Origin of the sequence: Rhodococcus globerulus, from assembly GCF_019334125.1 — a bacterium.
Classification (GTDB): domain Bacteria; phylum Actinomycetota; class Actinomycetes; order Mycobacteriales; family Mycobacteriaceae; genus Rhodococcus_F; species Rhodococcus_F globerula.
On record NZ_CP079698.1, the window covers coordinates 4,852,475 to 4,869,180 of the forward strand.

General features: G+C 61.9%; 15 protein-coding genes, 1 tRNA gene and 1 rRNA gene. 16 read left to right on the plus strand and 1 reads right to left on the minus strand.

Annotated features, from left to right (window positions below; genetic code table 11):
- The first annotated feature begins 59 nt into the window (after window positions 1–59).
- From ssd to KYT97_RS22130, 7 genes are all read left to right on the plus strand, one after another.
- Window positions 60–1,160: a septum site-determining protein Ssd gene (gene ssd, locus KYT97_RS22100; RefSeq protein WP_092805963.1), complete on the plus strand. Its 1,101-nt coding sequence runs from the start codon at window positions 60–62 to the stop codon at window positions 1,158–1,160.
- Complete coding sequence (locus KYT97_RS22105) at window positions 1,157–2,359, plus strand: TadA family conjugal transfer-associated ATPase (RefSeq protein ID WP_219110678.1); 1,203 nt, start codon at window positions 1,157–1,159, stop codon at window positions 2,357–2,359. Before ssd ends, KYT97_RS22105 begins: the two co-directional genes overlap by 4 nt.
- Entirely contained in the window at window positions 2,356–3,144 is a 789-nt protein-coding gene (locus KYT97_RS22110) for a type II secretion system F family protein (RefSeq protein ID WP_219110679.1), read from the plus strand. The genes KYT97_RS22105 and KYT97_RS22110 overlap by 4 nt, the downstream gene beginning before the upstream one ends.
- Before the next feature lie 71 nt (window positions 3,145–3,215).
- Window positions 3,216–3,725 carry a type II secretion system F family protein gene (locus KYT97_RS22115; RefSeq protein ID WP_245006178.1) on the plus strand — a complete coding sequence of 170 codons (510 nt, stop codon included), beginning with the start codon at window positions 3,216–3,218 and terminating at the stop codon, window positions 3,723–3,725.
- Window positions 3,726–3,785: 60 nt separating this feature from the next.
- A complete protein-coding gene (locus KYT97_RS22120) occupies window positions 3,786–3,986 on the plus strand; it encodes a DUF4244 domain-containing protein (protein WP_033235950.1) in 201 nt (66 codons plus the stop codon).
- On the plus strand, window positions 3,986–4,339 hold the full coding sequence (locus KYT97_RS22125; RefSeq protein WP_033235951.1) for a TadE family type IV pilus minor pilin: 354 nt from the start codon (window positions 3,986–3,988) through the stop codon (window positions 4,337–4,339). Before KYT97_RS22120 ends, KYT97_RS22125 begins: the two co-directional genes overlap by 1 nt.
- Window positions 4,339–4,689, plus strand: coding sequence for an Rv3654c family TadE-like protein (locus KYT97_RS22130; RefSeq protein ID WP_033235952.1), 351 nt, complete (start codon window positions 4,339–4,341; stop codon window positions 4,687–4,689). Before KYT97_RS22125 ends, KYT97_RS22130 begins: the two co-directional genes overlap by 1 nt.
- Here the strand turns inward: KYT97_RS22130 and KYT97_RS22135 are convergent, their stop codons facing one another.
- Complete coding sequence (locus tag KYT97_RS22135; RefSeq protein WP_219113085.1) at window positions 4,690–6,978, minus strand: DEAD/DEAH box helicase; 2,289 nt, start codon at window positions 6,976–6,978, stop codon at window positions 4,690–4,692.
- Between the two features lie 458 nt (window positions 6,979–7,436).
- Here KYT97_RS22135 and cspE point away from each other — a divergent pair, with 458 nt between their 5' ends.
- The 9 genes from cspE (at window position 7,437) to KYT97_RS22180 (ending at window position 16,379) form a co-directional block, all read left to right on the plus strand.
- Window positions 7,437–7,640: a transcription antiterminator/RNA stability regulator CspE gene (cspE, locus tag KYT97_RS22140; RefSeq protein ID WP_033235953.1), complete on the plus strand. Its 204-nt coding sequence runs from the start codon at window positions 7,437–7,439 to the stop codon at window positions 7,638–7,640.
- A gap of 118 nt (window positions 7,641–7,758) precedes the next feature.
- Window positions 7,759–8,343 (plus strand): hypothetical protein, encoded by a 585-nt coding sequence (locus tag KYT97_RS22145; RefSeq protein WP_033235981.1) that lies wholly within the window; start codon window positions 7,759–7,761, stop codon window positions 8,341–8,343.
- Between the two features lie 146 nt (window positions 8,344–8,489).
- Window positions 8,490–11,417, plus strand: coding sequence for a type I DNA topoisomerase (gene topA / locus KYT97_RS22150; protein WP_219110680.1), 2,928 nt, complete (start codon window positions 8,490–8,492; stop codon window positions 11,415–11,417).
- Window positions 11,418–11,453: 36 nt separating this feature from the next.
- On the plus strand, window positions 11,454–12,683 hold the full coding sequence (locus tag KYT97_RS22155) for a DNA polymerase III subunit delta' (protein ID WP_033235955.1): 1,230 nt from the start codon (window positions 11,454–11,456) through the stop codon (window positions 12,681–12,683).
- Between the two features lie 30 nt (window positions 12,684–12,713).
- Window positions 12,714–12,786, plus strand: a tRNA-Thr gene (locus KYT97_RS22160).
- Window positions 12,787–12,905: 119 nt separating this feature from the next.
- Window positions 12,906–13,511, plus strand: a complete 606-nt coding sequence (locus tag KYT97_RS22165) for an RDD family protein (RefSeq protein ID WP_033235956.1) — start codon at window positions 12,906–12,908, stop codon at window positions 13,509–13,511.
- A gap of 55 nt (window positions 13,512–13,566) precedes the next feature.
- Window positions 13,567–13,992 (plus strand): DUF2752 domain-containing protein, encoded by a 426-nt coding sequence (locus KYT97_RS22170; protein ID WP_033235957.1) that lies wholly within the window; start codon window positions 13,567–13,569, stop codon window positions 13,990–13,992.
- 155 nt (window positions 13,993–14,147) lie between these two features.
- Window positions 14,148–14,345 carry a hypothetical protein gene (locus KYT97_RS22175; RefSeq protein ID WP_033235958.1) on the plus strand — a complete coding sequence of 66 codons (198 nt, stop codon included), beginning with the start codon at window positions 14,148–14,150 and terminating at the stop codon, window positions 14,343–14,345.
- Between the two features lie 516 nt (window positions 14,346–14,861).
- Window positions 14,862–16,379: ribosomal RNA gene (locus KYT97_RS22180) — 16S ribosomal RNA — on the plus strand.
- The last annotated feature ends 327 nt before the right edge of the window (window positions 16,380–16,706 follow it).

Sequence of the window (16,706 nt, forward strand, 5' to 3'; positions counted from 1 at the left end):
GTCCACAGCTCGATTCGGGTATCTGTTCTTTACCGGCGACAACGCTCAGGCTCATGCTCATGAACTCGAATGCTTCAGGGGAATCAGGGCATGTCGACGCGGATGTCCTTGTGTTGGTCGAAGATCCGCTGGTTCTTGCCAGCGTGCGGCGCGTCGTGGCTGCCGTTGATCAGTCGGCGGACGAGGGGCCACAACCGGTGTCGCGCCAACAATGGAACAGGGCATCCGCGGTGGTGCTGGACATTGCACACGCGAAGGCGTGCTCGAGCCGCAACCCGAGGCGTTCACGCGTCTTCCTTGTCGGTGAGTCCGAACCGACGCTCGACGAGTGGAAATACGCGACCTCGATCGGCGCCCAGGCGGTATTCACTCTGCCGGCGGACGAGAATGCGCTGGTTGCAGTGTTAGCCGAGCACTCGGTGAGCCGTGGCGAGGGCACAGTTGTTGCCGTTGTCGGCGCGTGTGGTGGAGCTGGTGCCTCGGTAAGCGCAGCGGCGATCGCCTTGGCGTCCGCCGCCCGTCGCATCCCGACGATGCTTGTCGACGTCGACGCACTTGGTTGCGGCGCGGACGTCGTGCTCGGTGTCGAAAATGTTCCAGGGTTGCGATGGGCGGCGTTGACGGTTGAGGGTGGGCGTTTGTCGGCGGATGCGCTTCGTGATGCTCTGCCCGCTCGCGGGCAGCACCTGCGGGTGCTCTCGTGCAGCCGCGGGGAGATCGGTGGTCCTTCGGTCACTGCGCTCGGGGCGGTGCTCGACGCCGGCCGACGATCCGGCGGTCTTGTCGTGTGCGATGTTTCCGGTTGTCGAGGACTGGAGGGTGAGGCCGTATTGGAGGGTTCGGATGCCGTCGTGATGGTTGTTCCCGCGACGGTGGCAGCCTGCGTCGCTGCGGAGAAGGTGGGAATGTGGGCGGCGCAACATAATTCGAATATCGGGTTGTTGGTGCGCGGACCGGCTCCGGGTGGTCTGCGCGGGGCCGATGTTGCGACCATGCTCGGGTTGCCGTTGATCGCAGTTGTCCGGGGACACCGCTCGCTCGGGTCGATGCTCGAACGCGGCGGGCTGGAATTACGACGCAAGTGCGCGCTGACCCTCGGAGCGGACGCGGTGCTGGACGGACTCGCGGCTGGATCACGTTCCTGGAGTGTTGCAGCATGAGTGGTCTGGTCACGGCGGAACTGCTCGATCGGGTCCGTGATCGGTTGGCGGCGTCGACGGCCGCTGAGCCGACAGCGGCGACGGTCGCCGACGCCGTTCGGGCTGAGTCCGCCGGAGTGCTCGGTGATACAGATCTGCTCGAGGTCGTGCGAATTCTCCAGACCGAGCTGACCGGCGCCGGGCCGCTCGAGTCTTTGTTGCATGAACCAGGAGTCGCGGACGTTCTGGTGACTGCTCCGGACCAGGTGTGGGTCGATCGTGGGGTGGGACTGGAACGAACGAGCGTGAAATTTGCGGACGAGGCAGCGGTGCGACGCCTTGCTGCGCGTTTGGCCTTGTCGTCCGGAAGGCGACTTGACGACGCACAGCCGTGGGTCGACGGCCGGTTACGCGGAGTCGGCGACGGGCATTTCGGTGTCCGATTGCACGCTGTTCTCGCGCCGGTCGCACAAGGGGGAACCTGCTTGTCGCTACGGGTGCTCAGACCTGCGACGCAAGGCCTTGACGCATTGTGCGCTCGCGGAGCGATCGAACCGGAGGCACGTGCGCTGCTTGATCGAATCATCATGTGCCGTTTGGCTTTTCTTGTGATCGGTGGCACCGGTGCGGGGAAAACGACATTGCTGTCGGCTGCGCTCGGTGCGGTAGACCCCAGGGAACGGATCATCTGCGTCGAGGATGCGGCCGAGTTGGCTCCGCCGCATCCGCATGTGGTTCGACTGGTCGCACGCGCGCCGAATGTGGAGGGCGTCGGCGAGGTAGCGGTACGTGATCTAGTGCGACAGGCGTTGCGCATGCGACCCGACCGCATTGTTGTGGGCGAAGTGCGGGGAGCCGAGGTCATCGACCTTCTGACGGCCCTGAACACGGGTCATGACGGCGGGGCAGGCACCATCCACGCGAATTCACCCGAGGAAGTGCCGGCGCGGTTGGAGGCGTTGGCCGCGTTGGGCGGAATGGATCGACATGCGTTGCACAGTCAACTTGCAGCCGCAGTCCAGGTGGTTCTGCACGTGCACCGCTCCGCCGACGGTTCTCGGCGACTCGAGCAGATCGGGGTCATCAACCGCGCCGCAGACGGATTCGTACACATCAACCAGGCCTGGCCGGCTGCGGGTCCGGGGCGCGATCAACTCGAAAGAATGCTGCGCCTCCGTGATCGGGATGGGCGCAGTGATCGGGACGGGCTGCCGGCATGAGCGCCACGTTGCTGCTGTGCGCGCTGTCGGTGATGGTTGCTCCGACGGTGAATTCGCGTTCCAGGCTCCTCGAATTCGCAGATTCGCGGGGGAAGGCATCATTCACCGTGCCGTGGACGCTGATTGTCGCTGCACTGCCACTGGTACTGGGTGCGTTGTTCGGAGGTATCTCTGCATTGGTCGCTGCCGCGATTGCAGTGGGAACTGCGCTCTTTCGTGCTCGGCGGAAGAAGGCATCGTTGGCAAGGGACTCGGAACTGGCGTTGCTACTTGCCGGATTGGAGGTCCTGATTGCAGAGTTGCGGATCGGTGCGCACCCGGCGTCCGCGTGTTCCATTGCCGGTGAGGAGTGCTCGGGCGCTGTGGGGGAAGTATTCCGTCGCGGTTCGGCGCGAGCTCGGTTGGGTGGCAGTGCAGCCGATGCATTCCGATCCGGTGGTTCGCTCGTCGACAGGGAGTTGGTGCGTGTTGCGTCAGCGTGGTCTGTCGCTGAACGATACGGTCTGGCGCTGGCCGAACTTTTGGGAGCTGTGCGGACGGATATGTTGGGTCGCAACCGTTTCCGTCAGCGCACCGAAGCCGGACTGGCCGGCGCGCGAGCTACCGCGACGGTGCTTGCAGGGTTACCGGTCCTCGGCATCGGATTGGGTGAGCTGATGGGGGCGGCGCCGTTGCAGGTGCTGTTCGGGGGTGGCGCCGGCGGAGTGATGCTGGTAGTCGGAACGGGGTTGGTAGCTCTCGGCCTCCTCTGGACCGACAAGATCACGTCGAAGGTTACCTCGTGATCTGGCTGGGAGTAGTGACGATCGCGCTGTCGTTATGGATAGTTCCGGACACGCGAATGTCACTGCCACGCATGGCAACAATGCTCGACAGAAGTGCCGTGGATACAGTTCTGCCGGATGAGCCATCGGCCGGCGATCCTCTGGCAGTCGCAGCAAGTTTCGACCTTCTAGCTGCATGCCTTCGTGGCGGTTTGCCGGTTGCCGAAGCAGTGGGGGCTGTTGCCGCTACGGCGCCGGCGCCGATGGATGACACTTTGCGGCGTGTATCGGATCTGCTCACCCTTGGCGCCGATCCGGATGTGGCCTGGGGTGAAGCTGCGTTGGATCCCGACACCGAATCACTGGCCCGACTGGCGCGCCGGTCGTCACGGTCGGGGACGTCGCTGTCCGTCTCGATGGCGGAACTTGCAGAACGCCGTCGAGATGACGCGGAGGATGTTGCTGCCGCGTCCGCCGAACGCGCGGGCGTGCTGATCAGTGGTCCGCTCGGACTCTGTTTCCTGCCTGCGTTTCTCGCGCTGGGGATAGTGCCGGTGGTGGTCGGATTGGCTTCGTCGGTACTCGGCGACGGGCTTATCTGAGAAGAACCACGATTCTTCCGCGGCAGAACAACTGTCGTGGTCTTACAGGAGGGGAAAACGATGTTCGGAATGATGGGAAAGTTGTCAGCGAGGTTGACGTTGCTCGTCGCCGAGGACGACGGAATGTCCACGGCAGAATATGCAATCGGGACCATTGCCGCCGCGGCATTCGGAGCGGTTCTCTATTCGGTGGTCACCGGCGATTCCATTGTCACGGCGCTCACCGGAATTATCGACAAAGCGCTCAAGACAGCTGTGTGATGTTGTCCACGAGGAGCATCCGCGAGGCTGATGACGGTGCAGTCACGGTCGAGGCAGCAATTGCGCTCGCCTCGATGATCACTGTGGTGGTGCTGTGCGTCGGCGCGGTTCTGGCGGTGACGATGCAGGTTCGGTGTGTGGATGCTGCTCGTGAGGCGGCGAGATTGACTGCCCGCGGTGATGGGGACAACGCGGTCACCACGTCGCGCCGAATCGCACCATCCGACGCCCGGATTTCCGTGCAGATCGTGGACGGATTTGCCGTGGCGGTGGTGAGCGCCGACAGTGTTTTGCTGCCGATGTTGGACATCACCGCAGAAGCAGTCGCAGCCGTGGAACCCGGAGCGGACTGATGACTCTGCAGGCGGACGACGGTATCGCAACAGTGTTTTCGTGTATTGCGCTGGCAGGGATCGTCGCGGTGACGGGTGGGCTGCTGCACGTGGGTTCGGCGGTCACCGCGCGTCACACCGCTCAGTCGTCTGCGGATCTCTCGGCCTTGGCGGGGGCCGGAGCGCTCGAGCGCGGCGCGGAGGCAGGCTGCGCCGCGGCAATCGACGTTGCGACGCGGATGCGAACAGTGCTCGCGGAGTGCACTGTCGAGGACTGGGATGTCATTGTCCAGGTGCGGGCGCCGGTATTGTTGTCCCGCTTCGGTATCGGCGATGCGGAGGCGTCGGCGCGCGCTGGCCCGGTCGACTAGTCAGCTGATGGTGTCGATGACGGCCGTCAGGATCTTCACGGCGCCGTCCTTGTCGAGTGGATCGTTTCCGTTGCCGCACTTGGGGGAGTAGACGCATGACGGGCAACCGTTGGCGCACTCGCACGAGGTAATTGCGTCGCGGGTTGCGGAAAGCCAGCGCGAGAGTTCACTGTGCCCCCGGTCGGCAAATCCCGCGCCACCGGCGTGGCCGTCGTAGACGAACACGGTGGGCAGACCGGTGTCGGCGTGGATTGCCGTCGACACTCCGCCGATGTCGCCTCGGTCGCAGATGGCGACCAGTGGCAGGAGGCCGATAGCTGCATGCTCTGCCGCATGCAGCGCCCCGGGGAACCGCTCGGGCGAGACGCCGACGGATTCGAGCAGTTCCGGTGTGACCGTGTACATCACGGCCCTGGTCTCGAGCGTATGTGCGGGCATATCCAATTCGATGGAATCGAGGACTTCGCCGGAGTTGAGGCGTCGGAGGTACCCGACAACCTGATGGGTCACTTCGACGCGCACGAGTGCGACGGTGATGTCGCCGTAATTCTTGTGCTCGAGTTGTTCGGTGATGATGATCTCGGTGGTTTCGCGCGCCGAGGTGGTCCAGTCCGGATTTTCCGCGTGGACCAGTGCCAGACCGACTTCGAGGTCGAGTTCGTCCACCACGTACGCATCGCCCTGGTGAATGTGGACCGCACCGGGGTGGACGGTGGCGGGTGCCCGTCCGGTGTCGACGGTTCCCAGCATCCGCCCGGATTCGCCGTCGACTATTGCTACTTGGGTGCCGATACCGCCGCGGATGTCCAGCGATCCGTGGGGGTTGGCGTCTGCCGTGATGAACCAACCGTGGGTGCGCCGCCGGATCTTCCCTTCTTCGGCGAGCTTGGTGAGGACGTCGATGGCTCCGAACGAGGCGACCTCGGCGTCGGAGAGCGGGAGTTCCATTGCTGCGCAGAGCAATTGTGGTCCCAGGATGTAGGGATTTCCGGGGTCCGTCACGGTTGCCTCGACGGGTTTCTCGAGGATGGCCGAAGGATGGTGAACAAGGTAGGTGTCGAGGGGATCGTCTCGGGCGATCAGGACCACCAGCGACCCCTCGCCGCGTCGACCGGAGCGTCCGGCCTGTTGCCAGAACGAGGCAACGGTCCCCGGGAAACCCGCTACGACAACGGCATCGAGCCCTGCGATGTCCACGCCCAGTTCGAGCGCGTTAGTCGTTGCCGCACCAAGCAGAGTGCCGTCCGCAAGTGCTGCTTCCAGTTCGCGGCGGTCTTCGGCGAGGTATCCCGCGCGGTACGAGGCGACTCGTTCGGCCAGATCGGTGTCGACTTCTGCGAGTAGCCGTTTGGTGGTCATGGCGGTCAGTTCCGCGCCGCGGCGTGAGCGTACGAAGGTGAGGGTGCGTGCGCCTTCGATCATCAGATCCGCCATGATCCGGGCGGCCTCGGCACCGGCGGGGCGACGGACTGGACTGCCGTTCTCGCCGGTGAGTGCCGGCACGAGTGGAGGCTCCCAGAGTGCGACGGTTCGCGGCCCGTGGGGTGATCCGTCGTCGGTGACCTCGGTGCAATGCGCCCCGATCAACCGGGAAGCCGCTGTTCCGGGGTCCGCGGTGGTGGCGCTGGCCAGGATGAACGTGGGCTCGGCGCCGTATCGGGCCGCGATGCGTCGGAGTCGGCGAATGATGAGGGCGACATTTGATCCGAAGACACCACGGTAGGAGTGGCATTCGTCCACGATCACGTATTTCAGATTGCGGAAGAAGTGCGCCCAGCGTTGATGGGTGCGGAGCAGTGAGATGTGCAGCATGTCGGGGTTCGTGAACAGCCAACGGGAGTTTTCGCGCGCCCATGTGCGCAGTTCCTGTGACGTGTCCCCGTCGTACGCGCTCGGATTGGTTCCCCGCAGTTCGGCGTCGAAGTCGGTGAGGGACAGCACTGCCCGTAGTTGGTCGCTGCCGAGAGCTTTGGTGGGGGAGAGGTAGAGCGCGGTGGCAAGAGGGTCCGAAGCCATCGCGGTCAGGACGGGGAGTTGGTATGCCAGTGACTTTCCCGAGGCGGTGCCGGTGGCGACCACAACATGGTTTCCGCTGTGTGCAAGGTCTGCGGCTGTGCGCTGGTGGATCCACGGAGCGGTCACACTGTGCTCGTTCAGGGAACGGACCACGCTGGGGTGCAACCACTCCGGCCATTCGGTGAACCGGGCGCTGCGAGCGGGTAGTTGAGCGGTGAACGTCAGTGGATCTTCGTTCCCGCTCACGCCGGCGACGACGCGACCGAGGAGCATCTGTCCGTAGGTTTCGCTCGGCGCCGCGTCGGGATCAGGAATGCGGGAGGCTGCGTTCACGTGACTCTCCGGGATCGGCGTTCGGGTGTCCCGACAGTTCGAAACTGCCGTTACCTGCAGTTTTGATGATACGCATCGGCTGGCGGAAGTGGCGGCACGGGGTGGCGGCCGACTGCGGCGGGTCGAAGCCGGTGATATTCGGTAGCAAATTCTTAACGTATTTCGACTGTTGTGCACGCGCAGAACATGGTTGACTGACAACCGGTCGCAGCTTCTGTGTTCGTAGGCTTGAGAAAGTGCACGCTCGCAGGATCTTTTGTTGCGGACGTGGTGCTCTTGCCCTTTCCTGCGAGGATGCAAGCCTGGGGGGAAATCAGCTGGTACTGCGGCCGGAACGGGCCCGATGGATTGAATAAGCGCAGTTCATCGAATCCGGTGTTAGAAAGAGAAGGAAAAGCATGGCACAGGGCACTGTGAAGTGGTTCAACGCTGAAAAGGGCTTCGGCTTCATCGCTCCCGAAGACGGTTCCGCAGACGTCTTCGTTCATTACTCCGAGATTCAGGGCAACGGTTTCCGTACTCTCGAGGAGAACCAGCGTGTGGAGTTCGAGGTAGGGCAGGGCAACAAGGGGCCCCAGGCGACAGGCGTTCGCGCGGTCTGATTCTTCCGAGCTGGACACGGTCTGTCCCTCGTTGCCTCGCCGCAATGGGGGACAGACCTTTTCGTAATAGGTCCCATTATTTATGCCGCAACGGTCCTCGTGCCCTACGTTGCACTCTGTGAGCCAACTGTCCTTTTTCTCCGCCGAGTCGATTCCCCCTGCCGTGACAGACCTGGCCGGCATGCTGGCTGGACACGGTCAGGTGGTGACAAACGAAGATCGTGCTCGGATCTCGATCGTCGTAGATCGAGACTGGCGGGCCCAGGCCATTGCCGAGCTGATTGCGCAATGCGGACTCGGCGCGGAAGTGACGCGTAGTGATGAAGGAAGCCCGCTCGTCCGAACTCAGGCGACGCCGGCCCTGCTGCCCCTGTCCGTGCAGTGGACCAAAGGTGCCGTGAAGTCCGTCCCGGCTGGATGGGTTCCGAATCCCCGCCAGCTCCGGGTCTGGGCAGTCTCGTCCGGCAGGATGGAAGAGGACGGCGAACGCTTCGTTTTCGGCCTCGATCCGCACGCGACTCAGACTCACGCGCCGTTGGCGCAAGCCTTGATGCGAGTGGGTATCGCACCTACTCAGCTGGGCAACCGGACGCCCGGTCCAGGGCTTCGTATCGCCGGCAAGAAGCGACTGACCAAGCTCGTCGAATACCTGGGCGAGGCACCCCGTCACGTGGACCTCGAAGCGGCCTGGCCACAGATCTGACCGTGTCCATACTGTACTGATCTGCACGAATGTCGTGCGGGTATGTCACTCTGTAAAGAGAGACACGGGGTATAACTTGCTCCACACGTCTAGTTCTGAAGAACTGCCGACGGCAGTGATCGTCCAAAGGAAGGTTCGGGCAGCAGGTGGCTAAAGCGGACAACGGCAGCGGTCAGGGAGCGTCCGGTAACCCTCGTCGCCTCGTGATCGTCGAGTCACCGACCAAGGCGCGCAAAATCGCTCCTTACCTCGGTAAGGACTACGTAGTCGAGGCATCGGTCGGTCACATTCGCGACCTGCCGCGCGGCGCAGCGGATGTTCCGGCCAAGTACAAGGGCGAGCCGTGGGCCCGTCTCGGCGTCAACGTCGATCACGACTTCGAGCCGCTCTACGTCGTCAGCCCGGAGAAGAAGGGCAAGGTCGCCGAACTCAAGTCACTCTTGAAGGACGCTGACGAACTCTTCCTCGCAACTGACCCCGACCGCGAGGGTGAGGCCATTGCGTGGCATCTCCTCGAGACCCTGAAGCCCAAGATTCCGGTTCGTCGAATGGTCTTCCACGAGATCACCGAACCGGCAATTCGGGCTGCTGCCGAAGACACCCGTGAGCTCGACATCGACCTCGTCGACGCTCAGGAAACCCGCCGTATCCTCGACCGTCTCTACGGTTACGAGGTCAGCCCGGTGCTCTGGAAGAAGGTCATGCCGAGGCTCTCGGCGGGCCGCGTCCAGTCGGTTGCTACGCGTGTCATCGTGCAGCGTGAGCGTGAGCGCATGGCGTTCAAGTCGGCTTCGTACTGGGACATCTCCGCCACGCTTGATGCCGGCGCCGACGCCAGCCCACGCAGTTTCGGTGCGCGTCTTGTCTCGGTCGACGGTTCCCGCGTTGCTTCCGGTCGCGATTTCGGACCGGACGGAAAGCTCAAGGGCAGTGCCGTCACTGTGCTGGACGAGGCGTACGCGCGTCGACTGGCCGAGGCTTTGCACGGCGTCGACCTCACGGTTTCGTCTGCAGAAGACAAGCCGTACACCCGTAAGCCGTATCCGCCGTTCATGACGTCGACGCTGCAGCAGGAGGCCGGTCGCAAGCTTCGCTTCACGTCCGAGCGGGCCATGCGTATCGCGCAGCGTCTGTACGAAAACGGCTACATCACCTACATGCGAACCGACTCGACGACGCTGTCCGAGTCGGCGATCGCTGCTGCTCGTGCGCAGGCCACCGAGTTGTACGGCCCGGAGTACGTCCATCCGACGCCGCGTCAGTACACCCGCAAGGTCAAGAACGCGCAGGAAGCGCACGAGGCAATTCGTCCGGCCGGCGATGTGTTCCAGACGCCGGGGCAGTTGCACTCCAAGCTCGACGCCGACGAGTTCAAGTTGTACGAACTCATCTGGCAGCGCACCGTGGCTTCGCAGATGGCCGACGCTCGGGGCAACACGCTGACGCTTCGCATTTCCGGCACGGCCGGCACGGGTGAGGACTGCACGTTCTCCGCGTCCGGTCGCACCATCGTATTTGCGGGCTTCCTCAAGGCTTACGTCGAGAGCGTCGACGAAGAGGCAGGCGGTCAGTCCGACGATGCCGAATCCAGGCTTCCGATACTGGTCAAGGGCCAGGAAGTCACGGCAACCAAGCTCGATCCCGACGGTCACAGCACCAACCCGCCGGCGCGATACACCGAAGCCAGCCTGATCAAGACCCTGGAAGAGCTCGGTATCGGCCGACCGTCGACGTATTCGTCGATCATCAAGACCATCCTCGACCGCGGATACGTCTACAAGCGGGGCAGCGCACTGGTTCCGGCGTGGGTTGCCTTCGCCGTGGTCGGTCTGCTCGAGGCGCACTTCGGCCGGTTGGTCGACTTCGATTTCACCGCAGGCATGGAAGATGACCTCGACGCTATTGCCGGTGGACGTGAGCAGCGCGGTAACTGGCTGAGCAGCTTCTACTTCGGTGGCGAGCACGGTGCCGAAGGTTCGGTCGCCCGTGAAGGCGGCCTCAAGAAGATGGTCGGCGTCAATCTCGAGGAGATCGACGCCCGCGAGGTCAACTCCATCCGGCTGTTCGACGACGCCGAGGGTCGTGAGGTTCACGTACGTGTCGGCCGCTTCGGCCCGTACCTCGAGCGCATGGTTCAGAATCCGGACGACCCCGAAGGCGATCTGATCTCGCAGCGGGCCAATCTTCCCGATGACCTGCCGCCGGACGAGCTCACCCCCGAGTACGCCGAGAAGCTGTTCGCGACGCCTCAAGAAGGTCGCAAGCTGGGCGTCGATCCTCTGACCGGAAACGAGATCGTCGCGAAGGAGGGCCGCTTCGGTCCTTACGTGACGGAGATTCTGCCCGAGCCGCCGGCCGAGCCAGAGCCGGACATCGTGCCGGTTCCGGAATCGGAAGAGGTCAGCGCGGGCACCACCAAGACTGCGGTGAAGAAGGCCGCAGCCAAGAAGGCTCCCGCGAAGAAGGCTGCGAAGAAGGTTGCGGGCCCTAAGCCACGCACCGGATCGTTGCTCAAGTCCATGGACTTGGCGACGGTCACCTTGGAGGATGCACTTCGGTTGCTGTCCCTTCCCCGCGTCGTGGGTGTCGATCCCGAGAGCAAGGAAGAGATCACCGCTCAGAACGGCCGATACGGTCCGTATCTGAAGAAGGGCACCGACTCGCGTTCCCTGGCCGACGAAGAGCAGATGTTCACGGTCACCCTCGACGACGCGCTCAAGATCTACGCCGAGCCCAAGCGACGTGGACGTCAGGCGTCGGCTACTCCGCCGCTGCGTGAGCTGGGTGTCGACCCGGTCAGTGAGAAGCCGATGGTGATCAAGGACGGTCGTTTCGGTCCGTACGTCACCGACGGTGAGACCAACGCCAGCCTGCGCAAGGACGATGCCGTCGAATCCATCTCGGATGCTCGTGCGTCGGAGTTGCTCGCTGACCGTCGTGCTCGCGGACCGGTGAAGAAGAAGGCCGCTGCGAAGAAAGCCCCGGCGAAGAAGGCCGCTGCGAAGAAGACCGCCGCCAAGAAGGCCCCGGCCAAGAAAGCGGCTGCCAAGAAGGCTCCGGCGAAGAAGGACTGAGCCGGACTCGTCGGTGCCGACGGTTAAGGTTTTTGCATGAGTAGTGATGTGACCGAACGTGGTGTGTTCGGTCGGCTGGTAGGTCAGCACGACGTCGAGCAGAGTTTGCGAGCCGCCGCGCTGTCCGCCAGAGGCGACTCCAGCGGATCCGATATGACCCATGCGTGGCTCTTCACGGGGCCTCCCGGATCCGGGCGGTCCGTGGCGGCGCTGTGCTTTGCCGCAGCCCTGCAGTGCACGTCCGACGGCGAACCGGGATGCGGGCAGTGCCATGCATGCACAACCACGATGGCGGGAACCCATGGTGACGTACGACGGATCATTCCCGACGGATTGAGCATCAGCGTCAAAGGCATGCGCGAGATCGTCAATATCGCGTCGCGCAGGCCAACGACCGGTCGTTGGCAGGTCATCGTCGTCGAGGACGCGGATCGATTGACCGAGGGCGCGGCCAATGCGCTCTTGAAAGTTGTCGAGGAGCCGCCGGACCGCACGGTGATCCTGCTCTGCGCTCCCACCACGGACCCAGAGGACATGTCGGTCACACTCCGTTCGCGATGCCGGCACTTGGCTCTCGTGACGCCGTCTGTCGAGTCGATCGCCCAGGTGTTGATCGGGCGCGACGGATTGGCTCCCGACCAGGCAAGATTTGCCGCATCGATCAGCGGTGGTCACGTCGGTCGAGCGCGACGCTTGGCTACCGACGATGTCGCGCGGGACGAACGTGCGCGGTCGCTCCGGCTTGCCTTTGATGCCGCGTCCGCATCGACGGCGTACAAAGCAGCCGAAAATCTGGTGAAGTCGATCGAGTCCGAAACCAAGACACTCTTCACCGACGTCAAGGAACGTGAACTCGAAGAACTGAAGGTCTCGCTCGGCGGCGGCGGAACCGGTAAGGGCACAGCCGGCACGCTCCGAGGGTCTGCCGGATTGATCAAGGAACTCGAAGCGCGGCAGAAATCGAGGGATACGCGGGCCAAGCGTGATCTTCTCGACCGGACGCTGATCGATCTTGCCGGCATGTATCGCGACGCCTTGTCGTACGCGTTGGGGTCGTCGTCCACGTCCACTCATCCTGATATGGCCGAGCGGGCTTCCGATCTGGCATCGCGGACGTCACCGGAAGGTCTACTGAAGTGCATCGAAGCAGTGCTTGCATGCCGCGAAGCCGTCGATTTCAACGTCAAGTTGCAGTGGGCTCTCGACGCGATGGTTGCGAGTATCGGCGAAGCCTTCCGACCCCCGTTTTCGCGTTCCGGGGGTTGACCAGTTAGACTCGCCATCGCCGAAAGGCACGCTGCCTTAGCTCAGTCGGTAGAGCATTTCACTCGTAATGAAAAGGTCGAGAGTTCGATTCTCTCAGGCAGCTCGGCCAAGAGCCCCGTACCAGGAAATTCTGGTGCGGGGCTCTTGTCGTTTGCCGGTAAATACTCGATGCCCCGTTTATCCTGATCCTGCGTACACGCGCCTGAGCAGGGGAGAATCGCCATGTCGGAGCAGAACTGGGGATCTGGCGAGCAGCCGAACCAGCCACCGCAGTACGGGCAGCAACCGCAGTACGGACAGCCACCTCAGTACGGGCAGATGCCTCCCGTGTCGTCGCAGGGATATGGGCCTCCGCAACCTGCCTACCCGTACGCCTCCTGGATTTCGCGTGTCGGCGCGTATTTGCTCGATTACCTCATCGTGCCGCTACCTGGCGTGATCGTCGCGATCATCGGCGCGGTGATCGCGTTCTCGGGAGCGGAGGTCACCACGTATGACGACGGAACCGTCACTACGGAAGGTGCAAATTCGGTCGGCCTCTTGGTCATCGGGATCGGGATTGTTCTGACCCTCCTGATCGAGGTCTGGAACTACGTCTTCCGTCAGGGCAATACCGGCCAGTCATTGGGGAAGAAGTGGCTGGGCATCTCCGTGGTTCGAGAGTCCGACGGTGTTCCGCTGGGACCACCCATGGCTCTCCTGCGATGGATATTGGAAGCGATCCTCGGCGGAGCGTGCTTCCTCAACTACTTGTGGCCGCTCTGGGATTCGAAGAGCCAGTGCTGGCACGACATGATTGTTCGCTCAGTCGTTATTCGAGCGAGATAGAACGGGTTCGCGTGGCCGCAGCTGTCGGTGGCCACCAGCTTCTACAGTGGATCGTATGAAGACCGAGACCTCCGCAGTGCGGGGCTGGCGGGCGCTGAGCGCTCCGGCCGGCGTCGCTGCAGTGGGGGTCTCGGCTTTTGTGCTTTTGCACGTCCGAGATCCGCACAATTCCGGAAGCTACGGGGTCTGTCCCATGTATGCGGTGACAGGTCTGTGGTGCCCGGCGTGTGGTGGCCTTCGAGCAGTCAATGACCTGACGCATCTCGATATCGGTGCGTCGTTGTCGAGCAATGTGTTGATCGTTCCGTTGATCGCGGTACTGGTTGTCGCGTGGGGGCGGTGGGTTGTGCGCAGATGGAACGGGTTGACCGATCGGATGATCGTGCTTGCGCCGGCAATGACAATCGCGGTGCTCGGAACGCTTGTTGCCTTTACGGTTGTGCGGAACACCCCTTGGGGTAGCTGGCTAGCGCCGGCCTGAATTTGAGTGAGGTCGAAATGGCAATGCAGGTTTTCTCACTGATCGTGCTTCTCGGTGCACTGATCGTCTTGATCCCGACAGCCAGACGGGTCTTCGGCAAGAAGGATGACGAGTAAGTACTCGACATCGTCTGGTCTGAGGCACATGCTGGCGGTATGGCTGATTCGTTGAAGGCCCGCGTGCGCGAGAAGTTGTTGCGCCAACTCTCCGAGGATGGCCGACGCCCGATTCACGATGCAGAAGGTGACGATTCCCGATTGTTGTCGGTGTCGGACGACCTCGAAGCCCTCGAATTGGCGCAAGAGGGAGATCCGATCATCGAAGAACTGGCGCAGAGGTACTGGGTTCCCTGAAGTTTACAAAGCGCAGCGCTGTGACCAGGCGATTTGGTGTTGTGTTGATCTTCGCGTAACTTATTCCAGGTCAGAGCGACACGGACACCGACTCCCACCTGCGAGGGTGAGTGACACGAGGTTGTACGAAGTGCCTGGCGAACACTCCAGTTAGTTTCGAAGATCAGCCCGGTTTGCGCCGGTGCAGAGAATCGGATAGGCTGGAAAAGTTGCCCCGGAGCGAGTGGCCTGAAGGTCGCGGTGATGGTGTGCGCGTGTTCTTTGAGAACTCAACAGTGTGTCGATGAATGTCAGTGCCAAATTATTTTGGTACTTCGCATGTCGAATGATGTTCCGGGCCTTCGGGTTTCGGTTCTGATGTTCGGGGTGTGAGTATTTTTCGTTGGTGATTGTTCATTCTTCCGTCTGAATGGTTGCCGACACATTTTTTGCTAGTTGAGTTTTTTTGCTAGTGATTTGACTCTTTTTGTCTATGACTGATTTAGCTTGCTTTCGGGTGAGCGATATCTAGAGTCTTCAACGGAGAGTTTGATCCTGGCTCAGGACGAACGCTGGCGGCGTGCTTAACACATGCAAGTCGAGCGGTAAGGCCTTTCGGGGTACACGAGCGGCGAACGGGTGAGTAACACGTGGGTGATCTGCCCTGCACTTCGGGATAAGCCTGGGAAACTGGGTCTAATACCGGATATGACCTCCTATCGCATGGTGGGTGGTGGAAAGATTTATCGGTGCAGGATGGGCCCGCGGCCTATCAGCTTGTTGGTGGGGTAATGGCCTACCAAGGCGACGACGGGTAGCCGACCTGAGAGGGTGACCGGCCACACTGGGACTGAGACACGGCCCAGACTCCTACGGGAGGCAGCAGTGGGGAATATTGCACAATGGGCGAAAGCCTGATGCAGCGACGCCGCGTGAGGGACGACGGCCTTCGGGTTGTAAACCTCTTTCAGCAGGGACGAAGCGCAAGTGACGGTACCTGCAGAAGAAGCACCGGCTAACTACGTGCCAGCAGCCGCGGTAATACGTAGGGTGCAAGCGTTGTCCGGAATTACTGGGCGTAAAGAGTTCGTAGGCGGTTTGTCACGTCGTTTGTGAAAACTCACAGCTCAACTGTGAGCCTGCAGGCGATACGGGCAGACTTGAGTACTGCAGGGGAGACTGGAATTCCTGGTGTAGCGGTGAAATGCGCAGATATCAGGAGGAACACCGGTGGCGAAGGCGGGTCTCTGGGCAGTAACTGACGCTGAGGAACGAAAGCGTGGGTAGCGAACAGGATTAGATACCCTGGTAGTCCACGCCGTAAACGGTGGGCGCTAGGTGTGGGTTCCTTCCACGGAATCCGTGCCGTAGCTAACGCATTAAGCGCCCCGCCTGGGGAGTACGGCCGCAAGGCTAAAACTCAAAGGAATTGACGGGGGCCCGCACAAGCGGCGGAGCATGTGGATTAATTCGATGCAACGCGAAGAACCTTACCTGGGTTTGACATATACCGGAAAGCCGTAGAGATACGGCCCCCCTTGTGGTCGGTATACAGGTGGTGCATGGCTGTCGTCAGCTCGTGTCGTGAGATGTTGGGTTAAGTCCCGCAACGAGCGCAACCCCTATCTTATGTTGCCAGCACGTTATGGTGGGGACTCGTAAGAGACTGCCGGGGTCAACTCGGAGGAAGGTGGGGACGACGTCAAGTCATCATGCCCCTTATGTCCAGGGCTTCACACATGCTACAATGGCCAGTACAGAGGGCTGCGAGACCGTGAGGTGGAGCGAATCCCTTAAAGCTGGTCTCAGTTCGGATCGGGGTCTGCAACTCGACCCCGTGAAGTCGGAGTCGCTAGTAATCGCAGATCAGCAACGCTGCGGTGAATACGTTCCCGGGCCTTGTACACACCGCCCGTCACGTCATGAAAGTCGGTAACACCCGAAGCCGGTGGCTTAACCCCTTGTGGGAGGGAGCCGTCGAAGGTGGGATCGGCGATTGGGACGAAGTCGTAACAAGGTAGCCGTACCGGAAGGTGCGGCTGGATCACCTCCTTTCTAAGGAGCATCTCTTTCGCTCGCCGCACACAGGTGTGGTTGAGGAAAGCAGAGGCCATTTCGTTCCCGTATGTGGAACGGTGGTTGCTCATGGGTGGACGCTGACAAGCATTCGTTTTCATTACTGCCGGCCTCAGTGCTGGTGGGAGAACAAATTATATCGACATACTGTTGGGTCCTGAGAGAACACGTGAGTGTTTCCTCTCTAGGAAGTAACGACAAATAACTGCAAGTTGTCATACCGCTCCACTGTGGTGGGTGTTGGTGTCAACGTGAATGTGGTTGTTTGTGTGTTGTTTGAGAACTGCACAGTGGACGCGAGCATCT